Below are 22,832 nucleotides of genomic sequence, written 5' to 3'. Positions count from 1 at the left end.
CCGCTCCGGAAGGCGCTTTGGGGACCGCAAAGGTACGAACGCCGCGCAATGACGCAAGAACCCGCGCAAAAAAAGTCGCAGGAATGACTTCTTTTTTAAAATATGTTAGGCATGCCGACTATCTTGCGGCCCCAAACGTTCCCGCCTTACCTTTACCGCATGTTGCAATCCCTCCTCTTTGCGCTGCTGCTGGTCGCAGCCTTTGGCCTCTTCATCTGGCAGGTTCGGAAAATCCGGGCCAACATCCTCGTCGGTCGCGACCGCGACATGAGCGGCAATGCCGCCGAGCGGTTCCAGAAAACCCTGCTGGTGGCCTTCGGGCAGCAGAAAATGTTCAAGCGCATGACGCCGGCCCTGCTCCACCTGGTGGTGTACGTGGGCTTTCTGGTCATCAACATCGAGGTAATTGAGATTGTGATTGACGGCCTGTTCGGCAACATTTTCGGCTTCCACCGCTCGCTCAAATTCCTCGGGCCGGTGTACGATGTGCTGATGGCCACCAACGAAATCCTGGCTGCGCTGGTGATTGCGGCCGTGGCCGCGTTCTGGTGGCGCCGCAATAGCAACCCGCCGCTCAAGCGCTTCAGCGGCCCTGAGCTGCGGATGTGGCCCAAGCTCGACGCCAACATCATCCTTTACATCGAAGTGGCGCTGATGCTGGCCTTGTTCTTTATGAACACCGCCGATTTAAAACTGCACGAACTACGCGGCGAAGACCTGCCCGGCACTTTCCCGGTGAGCAACCTGCTGGTGGGCCTGCTGCCTTCCGCCGAAGGCACGCTGCATGTGCTGGAGCGCCTGGGCTGGTGGATTCACATCACCGGTATCCTGCTGTTCCTCAACTACCTGCCCAGCTCGAAGCACTTCCACATCATCATGGCGTTTCCGAACGTGTGGTACTCGCGGCTGGTACCGCAGGGCCAGTTCTCGAACGTGGAAAGCATCACCAACGAGGTGAAGGCCATGATGGACCCCAGCTTCGTGGTGCCGCCCGCGCCGACGGCTCCCGACGGCTCGGCCCTGGCCCCCACGCCCTTCGGCGCCAAGGATGTGGACGACCTGCCCTGGACCAACCTGCTGAACGCCTACTCCTGCACCGAGTGCGGCCGCTGCACCTCGGTGTGCCCCGCCAACCTGACGGGCAAGCTGCTCTCGCCACGCAAAATCATCATGGACACGCGCGACCGGATGGAGGAGAAGTATAACTCGCCGCTCATCTTCCGCCCCAACGTGTACGGCGAAGAAGCCAAGCACGAGCCCATCACCGACCTGGCCAACGCCACGCTGCTTCGCGGCAAAGTGACGCCCGAGGAGCTCTGGGCCTGCACCACCTGCAACGCCTGCGTCGAAAGCTGCCCCGTGAACATCAACCCGCTGGAAAGCATCATCGAAATGCGCCGCTTCCTGGTTCTGGAAGAGTCGGCCGCGCCCAACTCGCTGAACGTGATGTTCTCCAACATCGAGAACAACGGCGCGCCGTGGGCTTTCTCGCCGTCGGACCGGTTCAATTGGGCCGATGACTTGTTTGCGGCCGAGAAGCCAGCAAAGACGGCAGTAGCTTAAATCGCCTGTCATGCTGACGAAGGAAGCATCTTATCACCGCTGCTTTCGTCTGGATTAGTAAATCAATTGTAGCACGGACGTGATAAGGTCCTTCGCTGCGCTCAGGATGACAACCGTGTCGTTCCATTCTCATATGACTCCCGAAGCTCCCTCTAAAAAGCAAATCAACGTTCCCGTCATGGCCGATTTGGCGGCCCGCAACGAGTCGCCCGAAATCCTGTTCTGGGTGGGCTGCGCCGGGGCGTTCGATGACCGGTACAAGCGCGTGACCCGCGCCTTTGTGCGCATTCTTGAGCACGTGGGCACCAAGTACGCGGTGCTTGGCCTGGAAGAAAGCTGCACCGGCGACCCTGCCAAGCGCGCTGGCAACGAGTTCCTGTTCCAGATGCAGGCCATGCAGAACATCACGACGCTGAACGGCTACGGCATCAAGAAAATCGTGACGGCCTGCCCGCATTGCTTCAACACGATTAAGAACGAATACCCGGCACTGGGCGGTGATTATGAGGTAATTCACCACAGTACCTACCTGCAGCAGCTTATCAATGAGGGCAAGGTGGGCGTGACCGGGGGCGAGAGCTTCAAGGGCCGCCGCATCACCTTCCATGACTCGTGCTACCTGGGCCGCGCCAACAACATCTACGAGGCCCCGCGCGACGTGCTGGCTGCCCTCGACGCCGACCTGGTGGAGATGAAACGCAGCCGCGCCAACGGCCTATGCTGCGGCGCGGGCGGCGCCCAGATGTGGAAGGAAGCCGAGCCGGGCAAAAAGGAAATCAACATCGAGCGCACCGAAGAGGCGCTGGCGACGCTGGCCGGCAAGGCCGAGGCGCTGGCCAACCTGGGCGGTGTCGAAACTGAAACCAGCGCCCCCGGGGCCCACGATTTGCAGGGCAGCATTATCGCCGTATCGTGCCCCTTCTGCATGACGATGATGAGCGACGGCGTGAAAAACAAGGAGCAGGAAAGCAAGGTGCAGGTATTCGACCTGGCCGAGCTGGTGGCTTCGGCCGAGGGCATCAACGCTTAAATCACGGATTAGCCGGAGGATTCGCCGATTCGTCGGATTTTGTGGGCGACCTTGCGCCGCTGTTCTGCCTTTCGGCAGGGCAGCGGCGCATTTTTTTTGCGGCCTTTTCGTTGGTTCATTTTCTACCCCGGTGAAACGCGCCCCGGCGTACGCACCGGCTGCGAAATCCGACGAATCCGCGAATCCTCCGACTAATCCGTGATGTATGTACGTTGCTTTTGACCAGTTGCCCGCCACGGCGCGGGTGTGGATTTACCAGGCCAGCCGCCCGTTCACGAGCGAGGAAACCGTGGGCATGCTGCCCGCGCTGGCGCGCTTTGCCGAGGAGTGGACCAGCCACGGCCGCAGCCTGCTGGCCTCGGCGGCGGTGCTGCACCAGCACTTTCTGGTGCTGGGCCTCGACGAGGCCGTGGCCGGGGCCAGCGGCTGCTCCATCGATGCATCGGTGCGGTTTGTGGCACAGCTGGAGCAGCACCTGGGGCTGGAGTTGCTGGAGAAGTCGCGGCTGGCCTTTGTGCAAAACGGCCAGGTGCAGCTGCTGGACCGCCGCGAGTTGAAAGCCGCCACGGCAAGCGGAACCGTAGCGGCAGACACCTTGTATTTCGACAATACCTTAGCCACTAAGGGCGAGCTGGATACCATTTGGCCCCGGCCGGCCGGGGCAACCTGGCTGGCGCGATACTTCAAAACGGTGGAAAAAAACCCGGGGCTTGCTTGAATCCTACGCAAACGTAGTATTATTGCTAACGGAAAGTTTCCGTGCCGCGAATCCCCTTTTCGGCCGCCCCTCGCCACCACCCCCTCCCTCCCCCCCGACCACCTATGAGTAAACTATTATTTACCTGCGTCGCGGCCGGTTCGGTCGCGCTACTAAGCGGCTGCGCAACTTCGGGCGGCATTAAGGGCGACAAGCAGTTTGCCCGGGGCCAGTACGAGCTGGCTATTCCGCTCTACAAGGCCGAAGCCGCCAAAGGCCAGAATGCCGCCATTGCCAACTACCGCATCGGCGAAGCCTACCGGCTGTCGAACCGCGTGGAGCTGGCCGAACCCTTCTACAAAGAGGCTATCGATGGCAAAGTGAAGAACGCCGACGCAGGCTACCATTACGCGGAGGCTTTGCGCGCCAACGGCAAGTTTGACGAAGCTGCCGCCCAGTTTGCCACCTACGCCACCAGCGGCGGCAACCGCAACCTGGCCGCCCGCGCCGAAAGCGCCAGCAAAGACGCCTTGGCCAGCAAGGAAGTAGCGGCCATCAAGAACGCCTACGAGGTGATGCCGGTGGACGCGCTCAACTCGCCAAGCTCCGACTTTGGCGGCACCATGATGGCCAGCACCGGCGAGCTGGTGTTTGCCTCGGGCCGCGACAACCAGAAGAAATACCTGGGCAACGGCGAAAGCTACCTCGACCTCTACGCCATCAAATTCGACAACGCGGCGGCCATGACCGGTGGCACCGCCCGCAAGCTCGAAGGCCCGTTTAATTCCGAAAACCGGCTCGAAGCCAGCGCCACCTATACTCCGGATGGCCACACCATGGTGTTTGCCCGTTCGAACACCGGCAAGAAAAACGACTACCGCGGCCCCGACGGCAGCAAAACCACCCTGCAAAGCGTCGACCTCTGGATTTCGTATTACAAAGCCGGGGCCTGGAGCGAGCCCATCCTGGCCAATATCAACGACCGCACGGCCGACGACTTTTCACCGGCTTTCGCACCGGATGGCACCACGCTGTACTTCGCCTCGGGACGCAAGGGCGGCCAGGGCGGCAACGACCTGTACCGCGCCACGCTGGGCCCGAACGGCCGCTTCTCGCCCGCCGAAAACCTGGGCGAGAGCATCAACTCGGCCGGCAACGACAACTTCCCCGGCGTGGCCCCCGACGGCACGCTGTACTTCGCCTCGGATGGACGGCCCGGCGTGGGCAAACTTGATATTTTCATGGTGAAGGCCGGCAAGCCCGTGAACCTGGGCGCCGACGTGAACAGCCCCGCCGACGACTTCGCGCCGGTACCCCTCACCAACGAAACCGGCCTGTTCAGCTCGAACCGGGCCGGCGGCAAGGGTTCCGACGATGAGTACATGTACAAGAAGAAGTCGCTGAAACTGGTGACTTTCTACGCCGACGGCACCGTGCTGGAGCGCGACGACAAAGCCAAAACCACCCTGCCCGTAGCCGGCGCCACCGTGACGGTGACCAGCGCCAACGGCCAGCGCCAGACCGCTACCAGCGGCCCCGACGGCAAGTTCAGCGTGAAGCTGGATTCGGTGACGAACTACTCGTTTATTGCCGAGCGGCCCGGCGATTTTGCCGCCCGCACCAGCCTGAACACCAGCGGCCGCAAGCCCAGCCAGGCCCAGCTGCCCAACCCGATGAACGACGTGAAGCTGCCCGTCACGCTTACGCTCAACAAAATCATCCTGGCCAAAGCCATCGAAGTCAAAGACATTCTTTACGACTACAACAAGTTCGACATCCGGCCTGACGCCGCCATTCGCCTCGACACGCTGGTGCAGACGCTGGTGGACAACCCCAAAATCAGCATCGAGCTAAGCTCGCACACCGACTCGCGCGGCAAGGATGCTTACAACCTCAAGCTCTCGCAACAGCGTGCCCAGGCCGCCGTCGATTACATCGTGAGCAAAGGGATTGACAAGGCCCGCATCACGGCCAAGGGCTACGGCGAAACCCGCCCGCTGATTCCGAATGCCAAGACCGAAGAGGAGTACCAGCGCAACCGCCGCACCGAGTTCAAGGTGACGAGGGTAGCCAACTAAACCGCTCCGCTTAAGTTACCTGAAACGCCCCCGTAGCTGCTGCTGCGGGGGCGTTTTTCGTTGGGGCAGGGATGGGAGTCGGCTGAGAAAATAGTTGATTTATGCAGGTTTGCGAGCAATGCCGGGGGTTTTTACTTCAAACCAGATATAGCTTTGCAGTCCTTTTCCACCACCGCGCTATTTTTTACGACGGGCACTAAACCTGGCTGCCGGCTGGCAGTCTAGCTACCATCTGGCGGGCCCGACAGCCCGCTAACTTTTCCTTTCCACCTTTTTTTCTGCTCCTATGCGATTCCGGGTCTTACCCCTCGGCCTGGCCTGTATTGGCCTGCTCAATGGTTGCCGCCACGACGACGTGGTGGTGCCGCCCACGCCCACCGTCCGACCGCTGGTGCTGGCCACCAGCGACCTCGTGCTGAACCCCACCGGCTACGCGCCGCTGGCGGCGCAACTCACCTTCCACACCCGTTCGGCGGGCACCACCACGGTGGTGGTGCACGGCAAGCACGGCGAAGCCTCCGACGTGGTGCAGCAGTACCACGACGCCGATACCACGCATGCGGTACCAGTGCTGGGCCTCTACGCCAGCTATGCCAATGAGGTCGACATCACCTTCACCTCGGAAGACGGCTGGCTGGTGCAGAAAACCTCGCTGACGGTGCCAACCGGGGCCCTGCCGCCCAACCTGCCCACCGCCATTGCCGTGGCCCAGGCCCCGACTGCCGAGCTGGGAGCCGGCCTCACGCTGGTGAGCAACTTCAGCGCCAGCAACCCGCAGATGCCGCTGGTGGTAGACAACTACGGCGACATTCGCTGGGTGCTCGACTACCGCACGCACCCGGTGCTGCAGCGCCTGTCGTACGACTGCGGCATCAGCCGCCTGCGCAACGGCAACTACCTCTTCGGCGACAAAACGACCAGCCAGCTGTATGAGGTAGATGGCCTGGGCGCGCTGCTGCACACCTGGAAAATGCCCGGCTACACCTTTCATCACGAAGTACTGGAAAAGCCCGATGGCAACTTCCTGGTGAACGTGAACAAAACCGGCAGCACCCACCCCGATGGCTCGCCCACGGTAGAAGACGTGATAATTGAGCTGAGCCGCACCTCGGGCACCGTGACGCACGAGTGGGACCTGAAGCAGCTGCTCGACGAAGACCGCCACGCCCTGGAAGCCGACCCCGTGGACTGGGCCCACACCAACGCCGTCGCCTACGACCCAACCGACAACACCATCGTGGTTTCGGCCCGCTTTCAGGGCGTGGTGAAGCTGGGCTACGACGACCGCATTGTGTGGATACTGGCCCCGCACAAGGACTGGGGCACCAACCGCCGCGGCGAAGACCTGAGCAAGTTTCTGCTCACGCCGCTCGATGCCGCCGGCCAGCCCATTGCCGACCCCAACGTGGCGCTGGGGGCCACCAACTACTCCGGCTTTGAGTGGAACTGGTACCAGCACTCGCCCGTGCGCCTGCCCAACGGCGACTGGCTGCTGTTCGACAACGGCACGCACCGCAACTTCGACCCCAACCCCGGTACTTACAGCCGCGCCGTGGTCTTCCACATCGACCCGGTGCGCCGTACCGTGCAGCAGGCGTGGGCCTATGGAAAAGAGCGCGGAAGCGAGACGTATTCGTCCATCGTGTCGCGCGTCGAATTCCTGCCTGGGGTGAACCACGTGCGGTTTTGCCCCGGCTACCAAGTGCCCACGGCTACGGGCCTGGGCGGCAAAATCATCGAGATTGACTACGCCACTCGGCAGCCGGTTTTCGAGCTGAGCCTGACCACGGGCAACGGCTTCGGCTTTCACCGGGCCGATGCGACGCGCTTCGGCGAGTAGCCCGGCAGAACGTGGCACAGGTTTTGGAAATAGCATTCCCGGCCGGAGTTTCCGGCCGGGAATTTTCTTTTTAAGCCATGAAAAAGGCGCTACTTCTGGGTTTGGTGGGCTGGCTGCTGGCCGCGGCCCCCGCGTTTGCTTATCCGCCGGTGCCGGCCAACGTGAACTTCACGTCGGAGCGCGGCGTGCCTTTCGGGCTGGTGTTCGATGGCCGGCCCCTCACGCGCGGCATGGCCCGGCAGGTGCACGTCGACCGGCTGCTGCCCGGCCAGCACTGGGCCGATTTCACGGTGCCCACCGCGTATGGCGGGGCCACGCGCTTCCGCAGCCGCGTATGGCTGCAGCCCGGCCTCGAAACCACCTTTGTGCTGGTGACCCGGCCCGGCCAGCCGTTGTATCTGCAGCAGGTGAACGCAGTGGCCCTGTACGGCGGCGGCCCTGGCTACTACAACAACGGCGGCGGACGCTACAACGCCCCCGCTCCCTACGGCCAGGGCGGCAGCTACGGCAACCCGGGCAGCTACCCCGCGCCCGCCCCGTACGGCACCGATGACGACGACAACGACGACGGCTACAACAACGCGCCAGCTCCCAACGGCGGCTACGGCACCAATCCGAACTACCCGAATGGTGGTTCCTACGGCACCAATCCAAACTCGCCCAACGGCGGCTACGGTAGCAACCCCAACTCCCCCGGTGGCCCCGGCTACGGCACGCCCAACACCCCGAACGGTGGCTATGGCCCCACGCCCAACGGCGGCGGCTACAACAACAACGGCCCCACGCGTGCCCCCTACCCCGCCCCGGCCGCCAGCAGCTACCGCAGCCTGGCCCCGCAGGATGTGGACGTGCTGGTGCGCACCGTGCAGGCCCGCATTGCCGAAGCCAGCAAACTGAGCGCCGCCAAAGACGGCCTGGCCCAGCGCAGCCTGCGCACCGACGAGCTGAGCCGTCTGCTGCGCACCATCAACTCCGAAGCCTGCCGCATCGACCTGGCCACGTTTGCCTACTCGCACGTCAGCGACCCCGAGAACTTCAACCGGGTGTACGAGGTGTTCGAAACGGAAAGCGGGGCCCGGGCCGTGGAAGCCGCCGTGGCCGGTGCCTCCCGGCGCTAGACGCCTGGGGAGGTTGAACATAAAAGGGCCGCTGTCGTGATGACAGCGGCCCTTTTTCGTCGCAATGACCGTTCGGTCGGGACCGGCGTTAGCGCAGGCGGTCGGCGCTGCGCACCAGCTGCTCGTCGCGGCGGATGAAGCGGTTGGCCAGCAGGTTCAGCACCAGGGCCAGGGTGGGCAGGTAGAAGGCAATCAGAATCTCGCCTTCGAGCTTGATGTTGAGCAGCTGCTCGCCCTTGCTGTAGAACAGGTACTCGGCCCCGAGCGTGGCCGTGATGAGCAGCAGGTTGACGGTGCCGAGCAGCAGCTGGCGCAGCCGGTGGCGGAACTGGAAAATCTCATAAATAGCCAGCGCCGCCGAGGCGGCGGCCAGCGAGCCAATCAGCCACACGGGGCCGGGGTTGGCGGGCAGGTTCACGCCCTTGCTCACGTAGCCGAAGGCGGTGAGAGTGAGCTCCTGATTGGTGAGGGGGTCGATTTTGTGCCACAGGGGCAGCGCCAGCAGGCTGAGCATGGCCAGCGCCAGCAGCAGCAAAAACACGCTTTGGATTCTTTGTATCATCTTTGTTGTAGTGAAAGAAAAGGTCCGGGCTTGTGCCGGGGCCACAAATTTAGTCCCATCCGGCGCTTGCGCCGCTATTGCCACTTCCTAATGCCGAATGCTTATATCGTGGATGCCGTGCGCACCCCGATTGGAAAATTCGCGGGCGCGCTCAGCAGCGTCCGCCCCGACGATTTGGCCGCCCACGTGCTCCGCGAGCTCATGCGCCGCAACCCGTCCGTTGACAAGAATGCCATTGAGGATGTCATCATCGGCGCGGCCAACCAGGCCGGCGAAGACAACCGCAACGTGGCCCGCATGGCCGCCCTGCTGGCCGGCTTGCCCATCACGGTGCCCGGCAACACGGTGAACCGCCTCTGCGCCTCGGGCCTGCAGAGCATCATGGATGCCGCCCGCGCCATTAAGTGCGGCGAGGGCGACGTGTACTTGGCCGGCGGGGCCGAGAGCATGACGCGCGCGCCGTTCGTGATGGCCAAGTCGGAGTCGGCCTTCGGGCGCGAGCTCACGGCTCACGATACCACGTTGGGCTGGCGCTTCATCAACGCCAAGCTGAGCAAGCTGCACTACCCGTTTGCGATGGGCCAGACGGCCGAGAACGTGGCCAAGCAGTACGGCATTACCCGCGAGGAGCAGGACCAGTTTGCCTTCGAGAGCCAGCGCAAATACGCGCGGGCACTGGAAAAAGGCCGTTTCCGCAAGGAGATTGTGCCGGTGTTCATTCCCAACCCCAAAGGTGATACGGCGCTGTTTGATGCCGACGAGCAGCCCCGCTTCTCGCCCATCGAGAAGCTGGCCACGCTCAAGCCCGCTTTCCAGCCCGAGGGCGGGACGGTAACGGCCGGCAACTCGGCCGGCATCAACGACGGCGCGGCGGCCGTGCTGATGGTGAGCGAAGACGCGCTGAAGAAGTACAACCTGAAGCCGCTGGCCCGCGTGGTAGCCTCGGCCGTGGCCGGCGTCGACCCGTCGGTGATGGGCCTGGGTCCGATTCCGGCGACCCAAAAGGTGCTGGAGCGCGCCGGCCTCACGCTGGCCGACATCGATTTGATTGAGCTCAACGAAGCCTTCGCCGCCCAGAGCATTGCCTGCGTGCGCGAGCTGGGCCTCGACATGGCCAAGGTGAACGTGAACGGCGGCAGCATTGCCATGGGCCACCCGCTGGGCAGCTCGGGCGCGCGCATCACGGCCACACTGCTGCACGAGATGCACCGCCGCGGCGAGGGCATGCGCTACGGCCTGGCCGTAATGTGCGTGGGCGTGGGCCAGGGCGCTGCGGTGATTTACGAGAAGCTGTAACGGGAAACATTGCAAAAAAGTGGAAGCCGGGGCCGTTAAGCATTATGCTTAGCCGCCCCGGCTTCTTGCGTTCATTCGTCGGCATATCTTTCGCAACTTCGGCAAACCTCCTGTTGCTTTCCCGCATGAAACACGTTTCTACTCTTGCCACAAATTATTTCGCTGGCCTCGCATGGGGCGGGGCGCTGCTGCTAGCCTTGCTCGTTGTGCCGGTGGGTGCGGCGCGGGCGCAGGCCAGTTCTTTCGCGCCTGTCGTGAGCTACACCTCGGGAGTGGGCATCCTCAGCGCCCCCCATGGCGTGGCCCAAGGTGACCTCAACGGCGACGGCCTCCTCGACATCGTCACGGCCAATTTCTACGCGGGCATGGTTGGGGTGCTGCTGGGAACCCCCGGCGGCTCATTTGCGCCGGTGGTGGCCTACCCCGCCGGGGGTGGCCTTGCTTACGAAGTGGCCGTGGGCGACCTTAACGGTGACGGCCGGCCCGACATCGTGGTGACCAATGGCAACCTGCCTACCGCCAGCGTGCTACTGGGGCAGGGCGGCGGCACCTTCGCGGCGGCCGTGCCCTATGCCACCGGAGCCAACGGCTCGCCCAATGGCCTGGCGCTGGGCGACGTGAACAACGATGGCCGGCTCGACCTGGTCGTAACCAACTACAACACCGGCACGGCCGGCGTGCTGCTGGGGCAAGCGGGGGGCACCTTCGCGGCCGTGGTACAATATGCCACAGGTGCGGCGGCTTCCCAGCCCATCGGCGTGGCCCTAGGCGACCTGAACGGCGACGGCTGGCTCGACATTGTAGCAGCCACCTCGACGCTCAATACCTCCGCCCCCGGCCCGCCGGTTGGCCTAGCCGCCGTGCTGCTGGGGCAAGGAGGCGGCCGGTTCGCCGTTCCCGTCGAATATCAGTTGAGCGGGATAAATTCCCGGTCCCTTGGCGTGGCGCTGGGCGACGTGAACGGCGACGGACAGCTGGACATTGTGGGGGGCAACGGGGCCGGCAACGCGGTGGGGGTGTTGCTGGGCCTGGGGGGCGGCACCTTTGCATCGGCGACGCAGTACGCCGCCGGGGCCAACAGCGCGCCCCAAAGCGTGGCGTTGGGCGACGTGAACGGCGACGGGCAGCTTGACATCGTCAGCGGCAACTACCTGTCCGGCACGGCCGGCGTACTGCTCGGCACCGGCCTCGGCAACTTTGCCCCAATGGTGCACTTCGCCGCCGGCAGCGCGCTGGTCGGCCTGACGCTGGGCGATGCCAACGGCGACGGGAAGCTCGACATCATTACGACCAACGAAAGCACGTACTCGGCCGGCGTATTGCTGAACACCACCGTGTACGAGCCGCCCACCCTGCGCAGCGTGAGCCCCGCCAACAGTCCGGTGGGCTTCAGCATCACCCTTACCGGCACCTACCTGAGCAGCGTACGAGCCGTGCGCTTCAACGGCACGGCTGCCACCACCTTCGCCGTGGTGAATGCTACCACGGTGACGGCTACCGTGCCCCCCGGCGCCACCAGCGGCCCGGTGACCGTGACAACCCCCGGAGGCACCGCCGCTGGCGTCTCCTTTTTGGTGAGTACCCCCAGCGCCGCTCTGGGGGCCCGGCCGGCCGACGTTGCCCTGGCCCCCAACCCCACCCACGATGCCTTCACCGTGACGCTGCCGGCCGGCTTCGGCCCCGTGGCTTCGGCCGAGCTGCTGAACGCGCTGGGCCAGGTGGTGCGGCGGCAGGCTCCGCGCGGCCTCCGCTTTCGGGTAGAAACGAGCGGGCTGGCCCCAGGCCTCTACACGCTGCGGCTGCAGGCCGGCGGCACGGCCCTGGCCCGCCGCGTGGTGGTGGAGTAAGGCGCGCCCGGGGCCGTACTTTTGCGCCTCATGCGCTACTTCCTGCACCTTGCCTACGACGGCACTTCCTACTGTGGCTGGCAGATTCAGCCGGGCATGCCCACCGTGCAGGCCGAGCTCGACCGCTGCCTGACCCAGATACTGCGCCGCCCCACCTACTGCGTGGGCAGCGGCCGCACCGACTCGGGCGTGCACGCCAGCCACCAGGTAGCGCATTTCGACGCCGACCTGCCCGAAAACCTTCCGCTCGACGTGTTGCTCTACCGCCTGCGCCGCGCCCTGCCGCCCGACATCGGGGCCCTGCGCCTGCACACGGTGCCGGCCGAGGCCCACGCCCGCTTCTCGGCCGAAGAGCGCAACTACGAGTATTTTGTGGTGACGCAGCCCAACCCCTTCCGCCGCGACCAGGCCCTGTACGTGGACCGGCCCTTGGATATTGCCGCCATGAATGAGGCCGCCAGTTATATGCTGGGCCAGTTCGATTTTACGTCTTTTTCGAAGGTGAAAGGCGGTGAAAACCACTACGTGTGCTATTGCACGGCCGCCGGCTGGCACCCCGCGCCGGGCGGCTGGGTGTTCCATATCCGGGCCAACCGCTTTGTGCGGGGCATGGTGCGGCTGGTGGTGGGCACGCTGCTCGACGTGGGCCGCGGCAAGATGACGCCGCGCGAGTTTCAGCAGGTGCTCTGGGCCCAGAAACGCGTGGATGCCGGCGGCGCGGCCCCAGCCAAAGGCCTTTTTCTAAGCCGGGTGGAATACGAAGAAGGCGTAGTGCCGCCGGAACGGTAGCTACTGCTGCCGCTTCAGGAAGCGCTGGCGGGACGGCGGGCTTTGGTGTAGCGCACCTCCAGGGTTCTGAGGTAGCGCATAGCGTCGTCGGAAAACAGCGGGGCGTGCTCCTTGTCCTTCTTGGCTGCCTGCTGGTAGAGGTAAAAGAAGGCAAACGGGTCGTCGGCTGTTTTGATTAGTTGCTTGGTGTACCCGTTGCGCTGGATGGTGCGCGCCATGAAGAAGCCGGGCACGTGGCCATTCGAACCGTTGGAAAGCTGCCGGTAGTAGCGGCCGGTAGCGGGCGCCCCACCCGCCGCCCGCGCCTGAATGGTGGAATCCATCTTGTGCAGAAATTTAGGGGCGGGGTCGAGTGCCCACTCGCGGATGCCGTGGGTGTCGCCGGGCAGGGCCAGGGTGGCGGGCTTGTCGATAAGGTCGGCCAAGCCTTCGCTCTGAGTGCTGGTGATGATTTCCATCAGGCCCTGGTCATCGGCGGCAATGGTACCAAAGTCCTTGCCGGTACGCAGCTGGTGGTGCATTTCGTGGCCTTCCAGAATGCCGGCCTGCACTTCGTTGGCATCGAAAGTAGCCCGCAGGCTGTAGAATAAGCCCTCCTGCTGCGAGGTTGCATCGTTGCCGAGGGCCCCGTAGTAGATGTTCAGGTTAGCGACTTTGGTGTGGTTGCGCGCGGGCAGGTACTCGTAGGCTTTCTGGTACATGAGCGCCAGCGCGGCGGGGCTTTTGGCTACCGTCGCCACAAAGTTGCGGTAGGCGGGCTCGCGCTCCTTGTAGTCGTTGATGAGGACGTAGTACCACGACTGCGCCTTCAGCCGCACCTGCCGGATGGAATCGTAGCGCGGCATGTACACGATTTGCAGGGCCTTGCGGTAGCGCACCAAGTCGTCGGCCGAGTAGATGCCCCGCACGTACACCTTGTTGCCCGGAATTTCCAGAAATTCCCGCCATACCTCGTCGGTAATGGGCTGGTTTTGCCGCAGCCGGTCGGTGATTTCCCAGTAGCGCGTGACGGCCTCCACGTTCACGGTTTGGGCGCGGCCGGGGCCCGCCAGCAGCAGGCTCAGCCCAAAGAAAAGTAGGCGGAATACGGTTGGGCGCAGGCGGGGCATGGCGTAGATGGAATGGTTGATGTGCTCGAAGATGAAGAAAAGCGCCTAAACGTTGCCTGGCCCAAAGGCTCGTGGCAGTAGACGCTCGCCAACTCTTTGGCCCCGCCCGCGGTTTCCTCCCGACCTTTGCCCTACTTATGGACCCCACCACTTCCGCCACCAAAACCGGCCAGGTCTTCGACTGGGCCGTGCTGCGCCGCCTGCTCGGCTACGTGCGCCCCTACCGGCGCGTGTTCATCGGCCTCATCGTGCTCACCGTGGCCACGGCCGTGCTGGGTACGCTGCGGCCCTTTCTCATTCAGCGCATGGTCGATGTCAGCATCGAGCAGGGCGACATGAAGGGGCTGAACTTTATGTTTCTGCTGCTGCTGGTGCTGCTGGTGGCCCACGCCGGGGTGAGCTATTTGCAGACCTACTACGGCGGCTGGCTGGGCCAGTACATCGTGCGCGATATCCGCACCGATTTGTATCAGCACCTGCTCAGCCTCAAGCTCCGGTTCTTCGACCAGACGCCCATTGGCGTGCTCGTGACGCGCAACATTTCCGACGTCGAAACCCTGTCCGACGTGTTCAGCGAGGGATTGGCGGCCATGGTGGGCGACATTCTGCAGCTGCTCTTCATCATGGCCTTTATGTTTTGGATTGACTGGCGGCTCACGCTCATCAGCCTGTCCGTTATTCCGCCGCTGCTGTTCAGCACCTACGTGTTCAAGGAGAAAATCAAAGGCTCGTTTCAGGATGTGCGCACGGCCGTGGCCAAGCTCAACAGCTTCGTGCAGGAGCACCTCACGGGCATGAACGTGGTCCAGATTTTCAACAACGAGGAGCGCGAATACCGCAAGTTCGAAGCCATCAACAAGGAGCACACCGATGCCAACATTCGCTCGGTGCTCTACTACAGCATCTACTTCCCGGTGGCCGAAGTGCTGGGCGCCATCGGCGTGGGCCTGCTGGTGTGGTACGCCGCGCAGGGCCAGATTGAGGGCTCGATTTCGAAGGGCGCGCTCATCGCCTTCATCATGTACAACGCGCTGTTCTTCCGCCCCATCCGCCAGATTGCCGACCGGTTCAACACCCTGCAGTTGGGCCTCGTCAGCACCGAGCGCCTGCTCAAGCTGCTCGATAACCAGGACCTGATTGCTCCCAGCGGAACCTTTGCCCCCGCCGAGCTGCAGGGCGATGTGGAATTCAAGCACGTTAAGTTTGCCTACAACGAGCCCGACTGGGTGCTCAAGGACATCAGCTTCCACGTGAAGCCCGGCCAGACCATCGCCTTCGTGGGCGCCACCGGCGCGGGCAAAACCAGCATCATCAACCTGCTGAGCCGCTTCTACGACATTCAGGAAGGCAGCATCTGCATCGACGGCCGCGACCTGCGCGAGTACGACCTCAGCCTGCTGCGCCGCCAGATTGGCATCGTGCTGCAAGACGTTTTCCTCTTCGCCGGCAGCATCCGCGACAACATCACGCTGGGCAATAAAACCATCACCGACGCCCAAATCTGGGAAGCGGCCGACCTCGTGGGCGCCCGCCGCTTCATCGAGCGCCTGCCCGAGGGCCTCGGCTACCCCGTGATGGAGCGCGGCGCCACGCTCTCGGTGGGCCAGCGCCAGCTCATCAGCTTCGTGCGGGCCATGGTGTACCAGCCCCACATCATCGTGCTCGATGAAGCCACGTCCTCCGTCGATTCCGAAACCGAAGAACTGATTCAACAGGCCATCGAGAAGCTGATGCAGGGCCGCACCTCGCTCGTCATCGCCCACCGCCTGAGCACCATCCAGAAAGCCGATAAAATCATCGTGCTCGACAAGGGCGAAATCAAGGAAACCGGCACCCACGAGGAACTGCTGCGCATCGAAGGAGGCTACTACGCCCAGCTCTACCGCATGCAGTACGTGGTAGCTAGCGAGTCGTAATTAAAGTGTAAAAAGAACGTCATGCTGAGCTTGTCGAAGCATCTCTACCGCAGTAGTAAATGATTACGTTGCGCGGTAGAGATGCTTCGACAAGCTCAGCATGACGTTCTATTATGAAAAGCAAAAAAAATGCGTTACCTCTTTCTCGCCATCATCCTGCTCACGCTGCTCGCGGCCGGCGTCTACGTTTACCTCGGCGGCACCCGCGAGCCCAAAATCACGCTCGAAACCACCGCCGCGCCGCTGTACCTGGCGGGCCAGCCCTTCCACGGCGCGGTTACCGGCGATGCCTTCGGCAAGCTGTTCCGCCAGGCCAAGGATGCCCAGGCAAGTCTGCACGGCGACCTCGCCAACCTCTACCTCAACGACCCCGAAACAGCCCACGACACCATCCGCGCCTTCATCGGCCTTACCGTGGCCGATACCACGCTGGCCCTGCCCGCCGGCTTCCGCTACCGCGTGGTGCCGGCCGGACAGCGCGTGCTGGCCGCCCGCCTCACCGGCGTGAGTTACCTGCTGGCCCCCAACAAGCTCTACCCCGCCGCCTTTGAGGCCGTGAAAAAACAGAAGCTCACGCAACGCGGCAACTTCTACCTCGAGCGCTTCGGGGCCAACGAGGAATCGGAAGTATGGGTGGGCGTGAAGTAGCCGATGGCGCTAGCGTTTGCGCGTGAGGTCGGGCACGCTCACGCCCACGCTCAGCAGGTAGGCCGAAAACTGGTCGGACGTGCCAAATGGCGCGCCGGCGTACCACTGCCGAAAACCGCCGCGCACCGTCAGCCATGGCCCATCAATGCGCTTGAGCTTGTAGGTGGCCGCCAACCCCAGCTCCGTCACCGGGGCCACGGCCGTATCGAGCCGCTTAGCGGTGGTGCAGCCGCAGTTCTGGCCTTTCCGTTGCACCTGTTGGGCTTTGTCGTAGAGGCTGGCCCCGCCCAGGCCCGCGCCCACCTCGGCTACCAGCCGCCAGCGGGTGCTTTCGGCCAGCAGCAGCTGGTTGTTCCAGGTAGCGCTGAAGAGTAGCAGCCGGGGCTGGGCAGCGCCGCCATATACTTCGGCCGGCGCAGTAGCAGCCGGCATTTCACCGGTGTAGCTGCCGCGCAGGCCGGCGCTCCAGCGGGGCAGCAGCCAGTAGTGGGCTTCCGTATCCATGCCCAGGTAAGGGGTGCTCAACCTATCAGAAGCTCCCAGCAACCCCACAGAGCCGCCAATGCGGCCCGGCACAAACGGCTTTTTCACCGCGCAGGAATCGTGTCGGTGCGAACTGCTGTGCCCCACAAACACGAAGCCGCACTGCGCCCGGGCCTGTTGCGGCCTAAAACCAAGAGCTGCCGCCAGCAGCGCCAGTAGCGTAAGGGTAGTTTTCATGACTTCCGGTTAAGTACAGCAGCAATACTATCAAAGCTAAGATGTTGACCACATGAATACAACTCCTATTTTGAAAGCAGCTTTGGTTGCACCCCAACCCGGCATGTTGCGTGGCCTGTAGCCCACAAAAAAGCCGACAACCTCTTGGGGCTATCGGCTTTTTGCAGGTATCTAATGTGGGCTAGCGGCCGAAGTAGTACGTGCCGCCAAATTGCAGCTGGCTCAGGCCAAAGCTGGCCCCGAACGTGGACGACTTGCTTTCGTAGCCGCTCGGTGCAGTTCCGGAATTGGTCGGGTAGTCGTAATTGAGGTGGTTGAAGGCCAGTGAGCCAATCGAGGCCGTCAGGCCCAGCTTCGGAATGGGGAAAAACACGATGCCGGGCGTGAGTTCTGCATAATAGCCGGATGCCTTGAACTCGCTGATAAGGGCACTGCTGCTGTTGCCTGTGTAGGCGTAGTCGCGCATCGACTGGTAGCCACCGCCCAGCGTACCCAGAAAGCCAAACTGCTCCGTCAGCATTTTGTAGTACTGCCCATAGGCGCCAAGACGGAGCGTGGTAGTGGGGTCGAGTTGTGCGCGCACGACACTCGGGGCCGGAGTGTAGGTGATATAGGGCTTGCTAAACGCCTGGTAGCTGAAAGTCAAGCCAATGGCCAGATTGTCGGCCACAAAATAACCCACCGATGGTGCCAGGCTAAACTGGCTGGTAGTCGTCTCGTTGGTGTAGGTGGTGCCATTGGAGGTGCCACTGTTGTTGCTGGTGCTGCGGCTATAGCCCACGCTGCCGCCCAACGAAACGGTACCGGCCGGAATGCTTTGGGCCTGGGCCAGCTGCACCCCGGCAGCCAGAAAAAGGGACAAGAAGGTCTTTTTCATGAAAGAAAAATGGTGGAAAGAAATAACGCCGCAAAGCTACTGCGGCCGGTTCCAACGACTACCCCACCGTAATATGGCGAAACAGCACAAAAAAAGGCCCTTCCCGGCGAACTGGGAAGGGCCTTTTTATCTCGGGTCGGGGTGGCAGGATTCGAACCTACGGCCTCGTCGTCCCGAACGACGCGCGCTACCGGGCTGCGCTACACCCCGAAAGCCAGCCGATGGGGCGACTGGTTTTCTATTTCCAATATTAAGCGGCCGAAAAAAGCCCCCGAACCCGGAAGTTCGGAGGCTTTTGAGAGAGCGGCTGCTCTTCCGTCGGAGTGGCAGGATTCGAACCTACGACCTCCAGCACCCCATGCTGGCGCGATACCAGGCTACGCTACACCCCGATTGGTATTGGAGCGACAAAGGTAAGGCTTTATTTGCGTTTAGTGCAAGCCAGGGGCAAATAAAGTTTTCAAAAGCCGGTGTTTTTCTCACCCTCAGCCGCGCCCGGCCCGGCGAATTTGCCGGAAGCGGCCCCAGAATTGCTTAGCTTTACGGAAGCAATTTTACCTCTTCTCATTCGTATCCTAGTTATGAAAAAGATATTACTACTTGTAGTGGCCAGCGCCTTAGCTTCGGTAGCTGCGCACGCCCAAACCCCGGCTTCGGCCACGCCGGCCCCCACCGCCGCCACGCCCGCCGCACCTGCCAAAGAAGAAGCCATTTTGCCCAACGGGGCCGTAGCGCCTGCCCCCATTGCCGCCGCGCCTGCCGACGCGGCCAGCACCTCCAAAATTGCCCCCGCGCCCGAAACACCGGCCGCCAACCCCAACGCCATCAAGGTAAAAGCTGAAGCCGTGGGCGGCAAGCTCACCGTGAAAACCGACAACCCCGGCCCGACCCGCGTCGAAGTATCCGATGGCGGCGGCCGACCGGTGCTTACCTACACCATGATGAACGGCCAGACGCCGGCCGTTCTCAACGTGGGCCAGCTGCCAGCCGGCACCTACATCGTGCGCTGCACCGCCTATGAGAAAACAGGTATGCGCCGCGTGATGATTGGGCAGTAAGCCTGTTACTGAATAAAAAAAGACCCGTTACGCTTATCGTAACGGGTCTTTTTTTATTCAAATTATTGCAGCGGTTCCAGCAGGTCCCATTTGTTGCCGTACAGGTCTTCAAAAACGGCCACGTGCCCATACACTTCGGAGCGTGGCGTTTCGAGGAAGCGCAGGCCGCGGCTTTGCAGCACTGGGTAGTCGCGCCAAAAATCGTCGGTGTGCAGAAACAGCCACACCCGACCGGCGCCCTGCCGGCCCACGGCCTGCTTTTCCTCGTCGGTTTTGGCTTCGGCCAGCAGCAGGCTGCAGCCGGCGGGACCGGGCGGCGCTACCACCACCCAGCGCTTGCCGCTGCCCATGTCCAGGTCAGAGGCAAGGCTGAAGCCCAGCACGTTGGTATAGAAGGCAATGGTTTCGTCGTAATCGCGAACGATTAGGGTGACGTGGGCGATTCGTTGGTTCATGAGAGCAGTAGCGCGGACTTTTAGTCCGCGAGCGGGTTAATCAAATTCGCGGACTCACAAAGTCCGCGCTACCTTACGCCTCTTCGGTTTGCAGCTGCCGGTCGTACAGCGCTTTGTATAGCCCCGCCGCGTCAGCCATGAGCGCATCGTGGGTGCCGTGCTGCACTATGATGCCGTCGTCGAGCACCAGGATTTCATCGGCCAGCTTCACCGAACTCACCCGGTGCGAAATAATGAGGCTGGTGCGGGCGGCCATAATACGCTGCAGGCTGCCCAGAATGGCATTCTCCGTCTTGGTATCCACAGCCGAGAGCGAGTCGTCCAGAATCAGGATTTTGGGTTCTTTCACCAGCGCCCGGGCCATACTCACGCGCTGCTTCTGGCCGCCCGAGAGCGTGATGCCGCGCTCGCCCACTTTGGTATCGAAGCCTTCGGGGAAGGCGAGAATGTTTTCGTACACATCGGCATCCTTGGCAGCTTGCAACATCCGGGCTTCTTCGGGTTCGTCAATGCCAAAGTTGATGTTGTTGCGGATGGTGTCGGAGAACAGGAATACGTCCTGCGGCACGTAGCCAATCTGGCCGCGCAGCGCGCGCAGCGAGTAGTCGCGCACGTCGGTACCGTCTATTTTAATGTCGCCACCGGTCACATCATAGAGGCGACATAGCAGCGCGGCCACGGTGCTTTTGCCCGAGCCGGTATTGCCAATCACGGCCAGCGTCTGGCCCGGCTTTACGCGGAAACTCACGTTTTTCAGGGCCTGAATGCCGGTATCGGGGTAGGTGAACGACACGTTCTCAAATACGATATCGCCGGCCAGCTCGCGCTCCACGTTCTGACGCGAGATGATGTCCGTTTTCTGGTCGAGGAACTCGTTGATGCGGGCCTGCGAGGCTTCGGCCCGCTGCACCAGCGAGGAGGTCCAGCCCAGCGCCGTGACCGGCCAGGTAAGCAGGTTCACGTAAATCAGAAACTCCGCGATGGTGCCCGTGGTGATGGTGCCGCGAATAACCTCCTGGCCACCCACCCACACCGTAATGAGCGTGCTCAAGCCTATGAGAAACAGGATAAGCGGGAAAAATAGCGAATTCACGAAGTTCAGGCTCAGCGACTTTTCCTTGTATTCATTACTAGCAGCCGAGAACTGCGCGTGCGAATCGGCTTCGCGCACGAAGGACTTCAAGACCCGAATGCCCGAGAAAGCCTCCTGCACAAAAGTGGTCATACCCGACAGCGCCCGCTGGATTTCATCCGACTTTCGCTCAATCAAGTTATTGACGTAGAAGATGCTAACCGACAGAATGGGCAGCGGCAGCAGCGTGTAAAGCGTCAGCTTCACGTTCACCATGAGCATGAGCGGCACGATGAGCAGGAACAGCAGCACCAGCTGCAGGAAATACATAATGGCCGGCCCGAGGTACATCCGCACGCGGCTTACGTCCTCCGAGATGCGCGACATCAGGTCGCCGGTGCTGTGGCGGCGGTAGAAGCTGAGCGGCAGCGACTGGTAGTGCTGGTAAATCTGGTTCTTCTGGTCGTTCTCGATGTGGCGCGACATCACAATCAGCGTCTGGCGCATGAAGAACAGGAAGATGCCGCGCCCCAGCGCCAGCGCAATAATGAGCACACCATAGAACAGCACGTTGCGCCCAAATAGCTGGTACACGCCTTTCTGGGCTTCGGTACCGGCGTAGAGGTGGTAGAGGTCGATGCCTTCGTTCACCAGGTCGAAGGCGTAGCGCACCAGCTGGGCCGGAAAAATAGCCAGCAGCGTGCTCAGGGCCACGAACAGCACCCCGGCGAGGAAATGCCACTTGTAGCGGAAGATGAACGGGTTAACGGCGGATAATGCGCGCACGGGCAGGATGGAAAAGGGGCCGGTTCGGGAAAATAGCGGTACTTTTGCGGCCTGAAACGTAAAGTCAATGGTCAATTCGAACGTCATGCTGAGCTTGCCGAAGCATCTCTACCGCAGTAGTAATTATTCACTTACGCGGTAGAGATGCTTCGGCAAGCTCAGCATGACGTTCTGAATTTTCGTACAAGCCCAAAGACCCAACAAAGTTACGCCGCACTATTCCCAACCCTCCCCAAATTCCCACATCCTCAATCTCCATCCCATGATTGAAACCCAGATTATCGCCCCCGAGTCGATTTTCGGCCAGATTGCCGAGCATCAGCACGAGCAGGTCGTGTATTGCCACGACCACGAAACCGGCCTCAAGGCCATCATCGGCATCCACAACACCGTGCTCGGCCCGGCCCTCGGAGGTACGCGCATGTGGCACTACGCCTCCGATGCTGAGGCCCTAAACGACGTGTTGCGCCTCTCGCGCGGCATGACCTACAAGGCCGCCATCTCGGGCCTGAACCTGGGCGGCGGCAAGGCCGTCATCATTGGCGACGCCGCCACGCTGAAGACCGAAGCCCTGCTGCGCAAGTTCGGCCGCTTCGTGAAGAACCTGAACGGCAAGTACATCACGGCTGAAGATGTGAACATGACCACCAAGGACATGGAATACATCCGCATGGAAACCAAGCACGTAGCCGGCCTGCCCGAGAGCATGGGCGGCTCGGGCGACCCGTCGCCTGTGACGGCCTACGGCGTGTACATGGGCATGAAAGCTGCCGCCAAAAAAGCCTTCGGTTCCGAAAGCTTGGCCGGCAAGCGCATCGGCGTGCAGGGCACGGGCCACGTGGGCACCTACCTGCTGGAGCATTTGCAGAAAGAAGGCGCGAAGCTCATCGTGACCGATTACTATGAAGACCGCGCCCTCGATGCGGCCAACCGCTTCGGCGCCACTGCCGTGGGACTCGACGAGATTTATGACCAGGAGATGGACATCTACTCGCCCTGTGCGCTGGGTGCCACGCTCAACGACGACACCATTCCGCGCCTGAAGGCCCGCGTGGTGGCCGGCTGCGCCAACAATCAGCTGAAAGTAGAAAACCAGCACGGCCCCGAGCTCGTGCGCCGCGGCATTGTGTACGCCCCCGACTTTCTCATCAACGCCGGTGGTCTCATCAACGTGTACTCCGAAGTGACCGGCGGCAGCCGCCAAGGCGCCCTCACCCAGACCGAAAAAATTTACGATTTCACCCTCCAGGTGTTGGCCAAGGCCGAAGAAGAAGGCACGCACCCGCAGGCCGCCGCCATCCGGCAGGCCAAGGAGCGCATCGCCAACGTGGGCCGGGTGAAGTCGACGTACTAAAGGAGTGTTGAGTTTTG

Annotated in this window: 19 protein-coding genes and 2 tRNA genes; 13 read left to right on the top strand and 8 right to left on the bottom strand. The window is 62.4% G+C overall.

Annotation, left to right across the window (positions count from 1 at the left end; translation table 11 throughout):
- The first annotated feature begins 159 nt into the window (after window positions 1–159).
- From MON38_RS13460 to MON38_RS13435, 6 genes are all read left to right on the top strand, one after another.
- Window positions 160–1,563 (top strand): 4Fe-4S dicluster domain-containing protein, encoded by a 1,404-nt coding sequence (locus MON38_RS13460; RefSeq protein WP_241936690.1) that lies wholly within the window; start codon window positions 160–162, stop codon window positions 1,561–1,563.
- Window positions 1,564–1,741: 178 nt separating this feature from the next.
- On the top strand, window positions 1,742–2,593 hold the full coding sequence (locus MON38_RS13455) for a (Fe-S)-binding protein (RefSeq protein ID WP_168671782.1): 852 nt from the start codon (window positions 1,742–1,744) through the stop codon (window positions 2,591–2,593).
- 205 nt (window positions 2,594–2,798) lie between these two features.
- Window positions 2,799–3,311 carry a hypothetical protein gene (locus MON38_RS13450; protein ID WP_241936689.1) on the top strand — a complete coding sequence of 171 codons (513 nt, stop codon included), beginning with the start codon at window positions 2,799–2,801 and terminating at the stop codon, window positions 3,309–3,311.
- Between the two features lie 104 nt (window positions 3,312–3,415).
- A complete protein-coding gene (locus MON38_RS13445; protein WP_241936688.1) occupies window positions 3,416–5,368 on the top strand; it encodes a CHU_0125 family OmpA-like outer membrane integrity protein in 1,953 nt (650 codons plus the stop codon).
- Between the two features lie 286 nt (window positions 5,369–5,654).
- The gene (locus MON38_RS13440; RefSeq protein ID WP_241936687.1) at window positions 5,655–7,208 is read left to right on the top strand and encodes an aryl-sulfate sulfotransferase; all 1,554 of its coding nucleotides are present in this window, start codon (window positions 5,655–5,657) and stop codon (window positions 7,206–7,208) included.
- 77 nt (window positions 7,209–7,285) lie between these two features.
- A complete protein-coding gene (locus tag MON38_RS13435; protein ID WP_241936686.1) occupies window positions 7,286–8,326 on the top strand; it encodes a proline and serine-rich protein 1 family protein in 1,041 nt (346 codons plus the stop codon).
- Between the two features lie 88 nt (window positions 8,327–8,414).
- Here the strand turns inward: MON38_RS13435 and MON38_RS13430 are convergent, their stop codons facing one another.
- Window positions 8,415–8,888, bottom strand: coding sequence for a DUF4293 family protein (locus tag MON38_RS13430; RefSeq protein ID WP_241936685.1), 474 nt, complete (start codon window positions 8,886–8,888; stop codon window positions 8,415–8,417).
- A 90-nt stretch (window positions 8,889–8,978) separates the two neighbouring features.
- On the opposite strand from MON38_RS13430, the gene MON38_RS13425 reads away from it, so the two are divergent.
- The 3 genes from MON38_RS13425 (at window position 8,979) to truA (ending at window position 12,820) form a co-directional block, all read left to right on the top strand.
- On the top strand, window positions 8,979–10,184 hold the full coding sequence (locus MON38_RS13425; protein ID WP_241936684.1) for a thiolase family protein: 1,206 nt from the start codon (window positions 8,979–8,981) through the stop codon (window positions 10,182–10,184).
- A 125-nt stretch (window positions 10,185–10,309) separates the two neighbouring features.
- Window positions 10,310–12,031 carry an FG-GAP-like repeat-containing protein gene (locus MON38_RS13420; protein ID WP_241936683.1) on the top strand — a complete coding sequence of 574 codons (1,722 nt, stop codon included), beginning with the start codon at window positions 10,310–10,312 and terminating at the stop codon, window positions 12,029–12,031.
- Between the two features lie 30 nt (window positions 12,032–12,061).
- Window positions 12,062–12,820 (top strand): tRNA pseudouridine(38-40) synthase TruA, encoded by a 759-nt coding sequence (truA, locus tag MON38_RS13415; protein ID WP_241936682.1) that lies wholly within the window; start codon window positions 12,062–12,064, stop codon window positions 12,818–12,820.
- 14 nt (window positions 12,821–12,834) lie between these two features.
- Here the strand turns inward: truA and MON38_RS13410 are convergent, their stop codons facing one another.
- Entirely contained in the window at window positions 12,835–13,929 is a 1,095-nt protein-coding gene (locus tag MON38_RS13410; RefSeq protein ID WP_241936681.1) for a DUF5700 domain-containing putative Zn-dependent protease, read from the bottom strand.
- A gap of 137 nt (window positions 13,930–14,066) precedes the next feature.
- Here MON38_RS13410 and MON38_RS13405 point away from each other — a divergent pair, with 137 nt between their 5' ends.
- Together MON38_RS13405 and MON38_RS13400 are read left to right on the top strand one after the other, a co-directional pair.
- Entirely contained in the window at window positions 14,067–15,845 is a 1,779-nt protein-coding gene (locus MON38_RS13405) for an ABC transporter ATP-binding protein (RefSeq protein WP_241936680.1), read from the top strand.
- 129 nt (window positions 15,846–15,974) lie between these two features.
- Window positions 15,975–16,493 carry a hypothetical protein gene (locus MON38_RS13400; protein WP_241936679.1) on the top strand — a complete coding sequence of 173 codons (519 nt, stop codon included), beginning with the start codon at window positions 15,975–15,977 and terminating at the stop codon, window positions 16,491–16,493.
- A gap of 9 nt (window positions 16,494–16,502) precedes the next feature.
- On the opposite strand, the gene MON38_RS13395 is transcribed toward MON38_RS13400, so the two are convergent.
- The 4 genes from MON38_RS13395 to MON38_RS13380 all read right to left on the bottom strand — a co-directional run bounded on the left by MON38_RS13395 (window position 16,503) and on the right by MON38_RS13380 (window position 18,482).
- Window positions 16,503–17,213, bottom strand: coding sequence for a hypothetical protein (locus MON38_RS13395; RefSeq protein WP_241936678.1), 711 nt, complete (start codon window positions 17,211–17,213; stop codon window positions 16,503–16,505).
- 181 nt (window positions 17,214–17,394) lie between these two features.
- Window positions 17,395–18,090: a hypothetical protein gene (locus tag MON38_RS13390; protein ID WP_241936677.1), complete on the bottom strand. Its 696-nt coding sequence runs from the start codon at window positions 18,088–18,090 to the stop codon at window positions 17,395–17,397.
- Between the two features lie 136 nt (window positions 18,091–18,226).
- Window positions 18,227–18,300 (bottom strand) — tRNA-Pro (locus MON38_RS13385).
- A gap of 108 nt (window positions 18,301–18,408) precedes the next feature.
- Window positions 18,409–18,482, bottom strand: a tRNA-Pro gene (locus tag MON38_RS13380).
- 189 nt (window positions 18,483–18,671) lie between these two features.
- Between MON38_RS13380 and MON38_RS13375 the strand changes: the two genes are divergently transcribed.
- The gene (locus tag MON38_RS13375; RefSeq protein ID WP_241936676.1) at window positions 18,672–19,148 is read left to right on the top strand and encodes a T9SS type A sorting domain-containing protein; all 477 of its coding nucleotides are present in this window, start codon (window positions 18,672–18,674) and stop codon (window positions 19,146–19,148) included.
- A gap of 62 nt (window positions 19,149–19,210) precedes the next feature.
- On the opposite strand, the gene MON38_RS13370 is transcribed toward MON38_RS13375, so the two are convergent.
- Complete coding sequence (locus tag MON38_RS13370; protein WP_241936675.1) at window positions 19,211–19,603, bottom strand: VOC family protein; 393 nt, start codon at window positions 19,601–19,603, stop codon at window positions 19,211–19,213.
- A gap of 73 nt (window positions 19,604–19,676) precedes the next feature.
- On the bottom strand, window positions 19,677–21,461 hold the full coding sequence (locus MON38_RS13365; protein ID WP_241936674.1) for an ABC transporter ATP-binding protein: 1,785 nt from the start codon (window positions 21,459–21,461) through the stop codon (window positions 19,677–19,679).
- Between the two features lie 262 nt (window positions 21,462–21,723).
- On the opposite strand from MON38_RS13365, the gene MON38_RS13360 reads away from it, so the two are divergent.
- The gene (locus MON38_RS13360; RefSeq protein ID WP_241936673.1) at window positions 21,724–22,815 is read left to right on the top strand and encodes a Glu/Leu/Phe/Val dehydrogenase dimerization domain-containing protein; all 1,092 of its coding nucleotides are present in this window, start codon (window positions 21,724–21,726) and stop codon (window positions 22,813–22,815) included.
- The last annotated feature ends 17 nt before the right edge of the window (window positions 22,816–22,832 follow it).

Source organism: Hymenobacter cyanobacteriorum, assembly GCF_022631375.1.
Lineage (GTDB): Bacteria > Bacteroidota > Bacteroidia > Cytophagales > Hymenobacteraceae > Hymenobacter > Hymenobacter cyanobacteriorum.
Note: the sequence above shows the minus strand (reverse complement) of the source record. Positions and strands in the feature narration are given on the sequence as shown.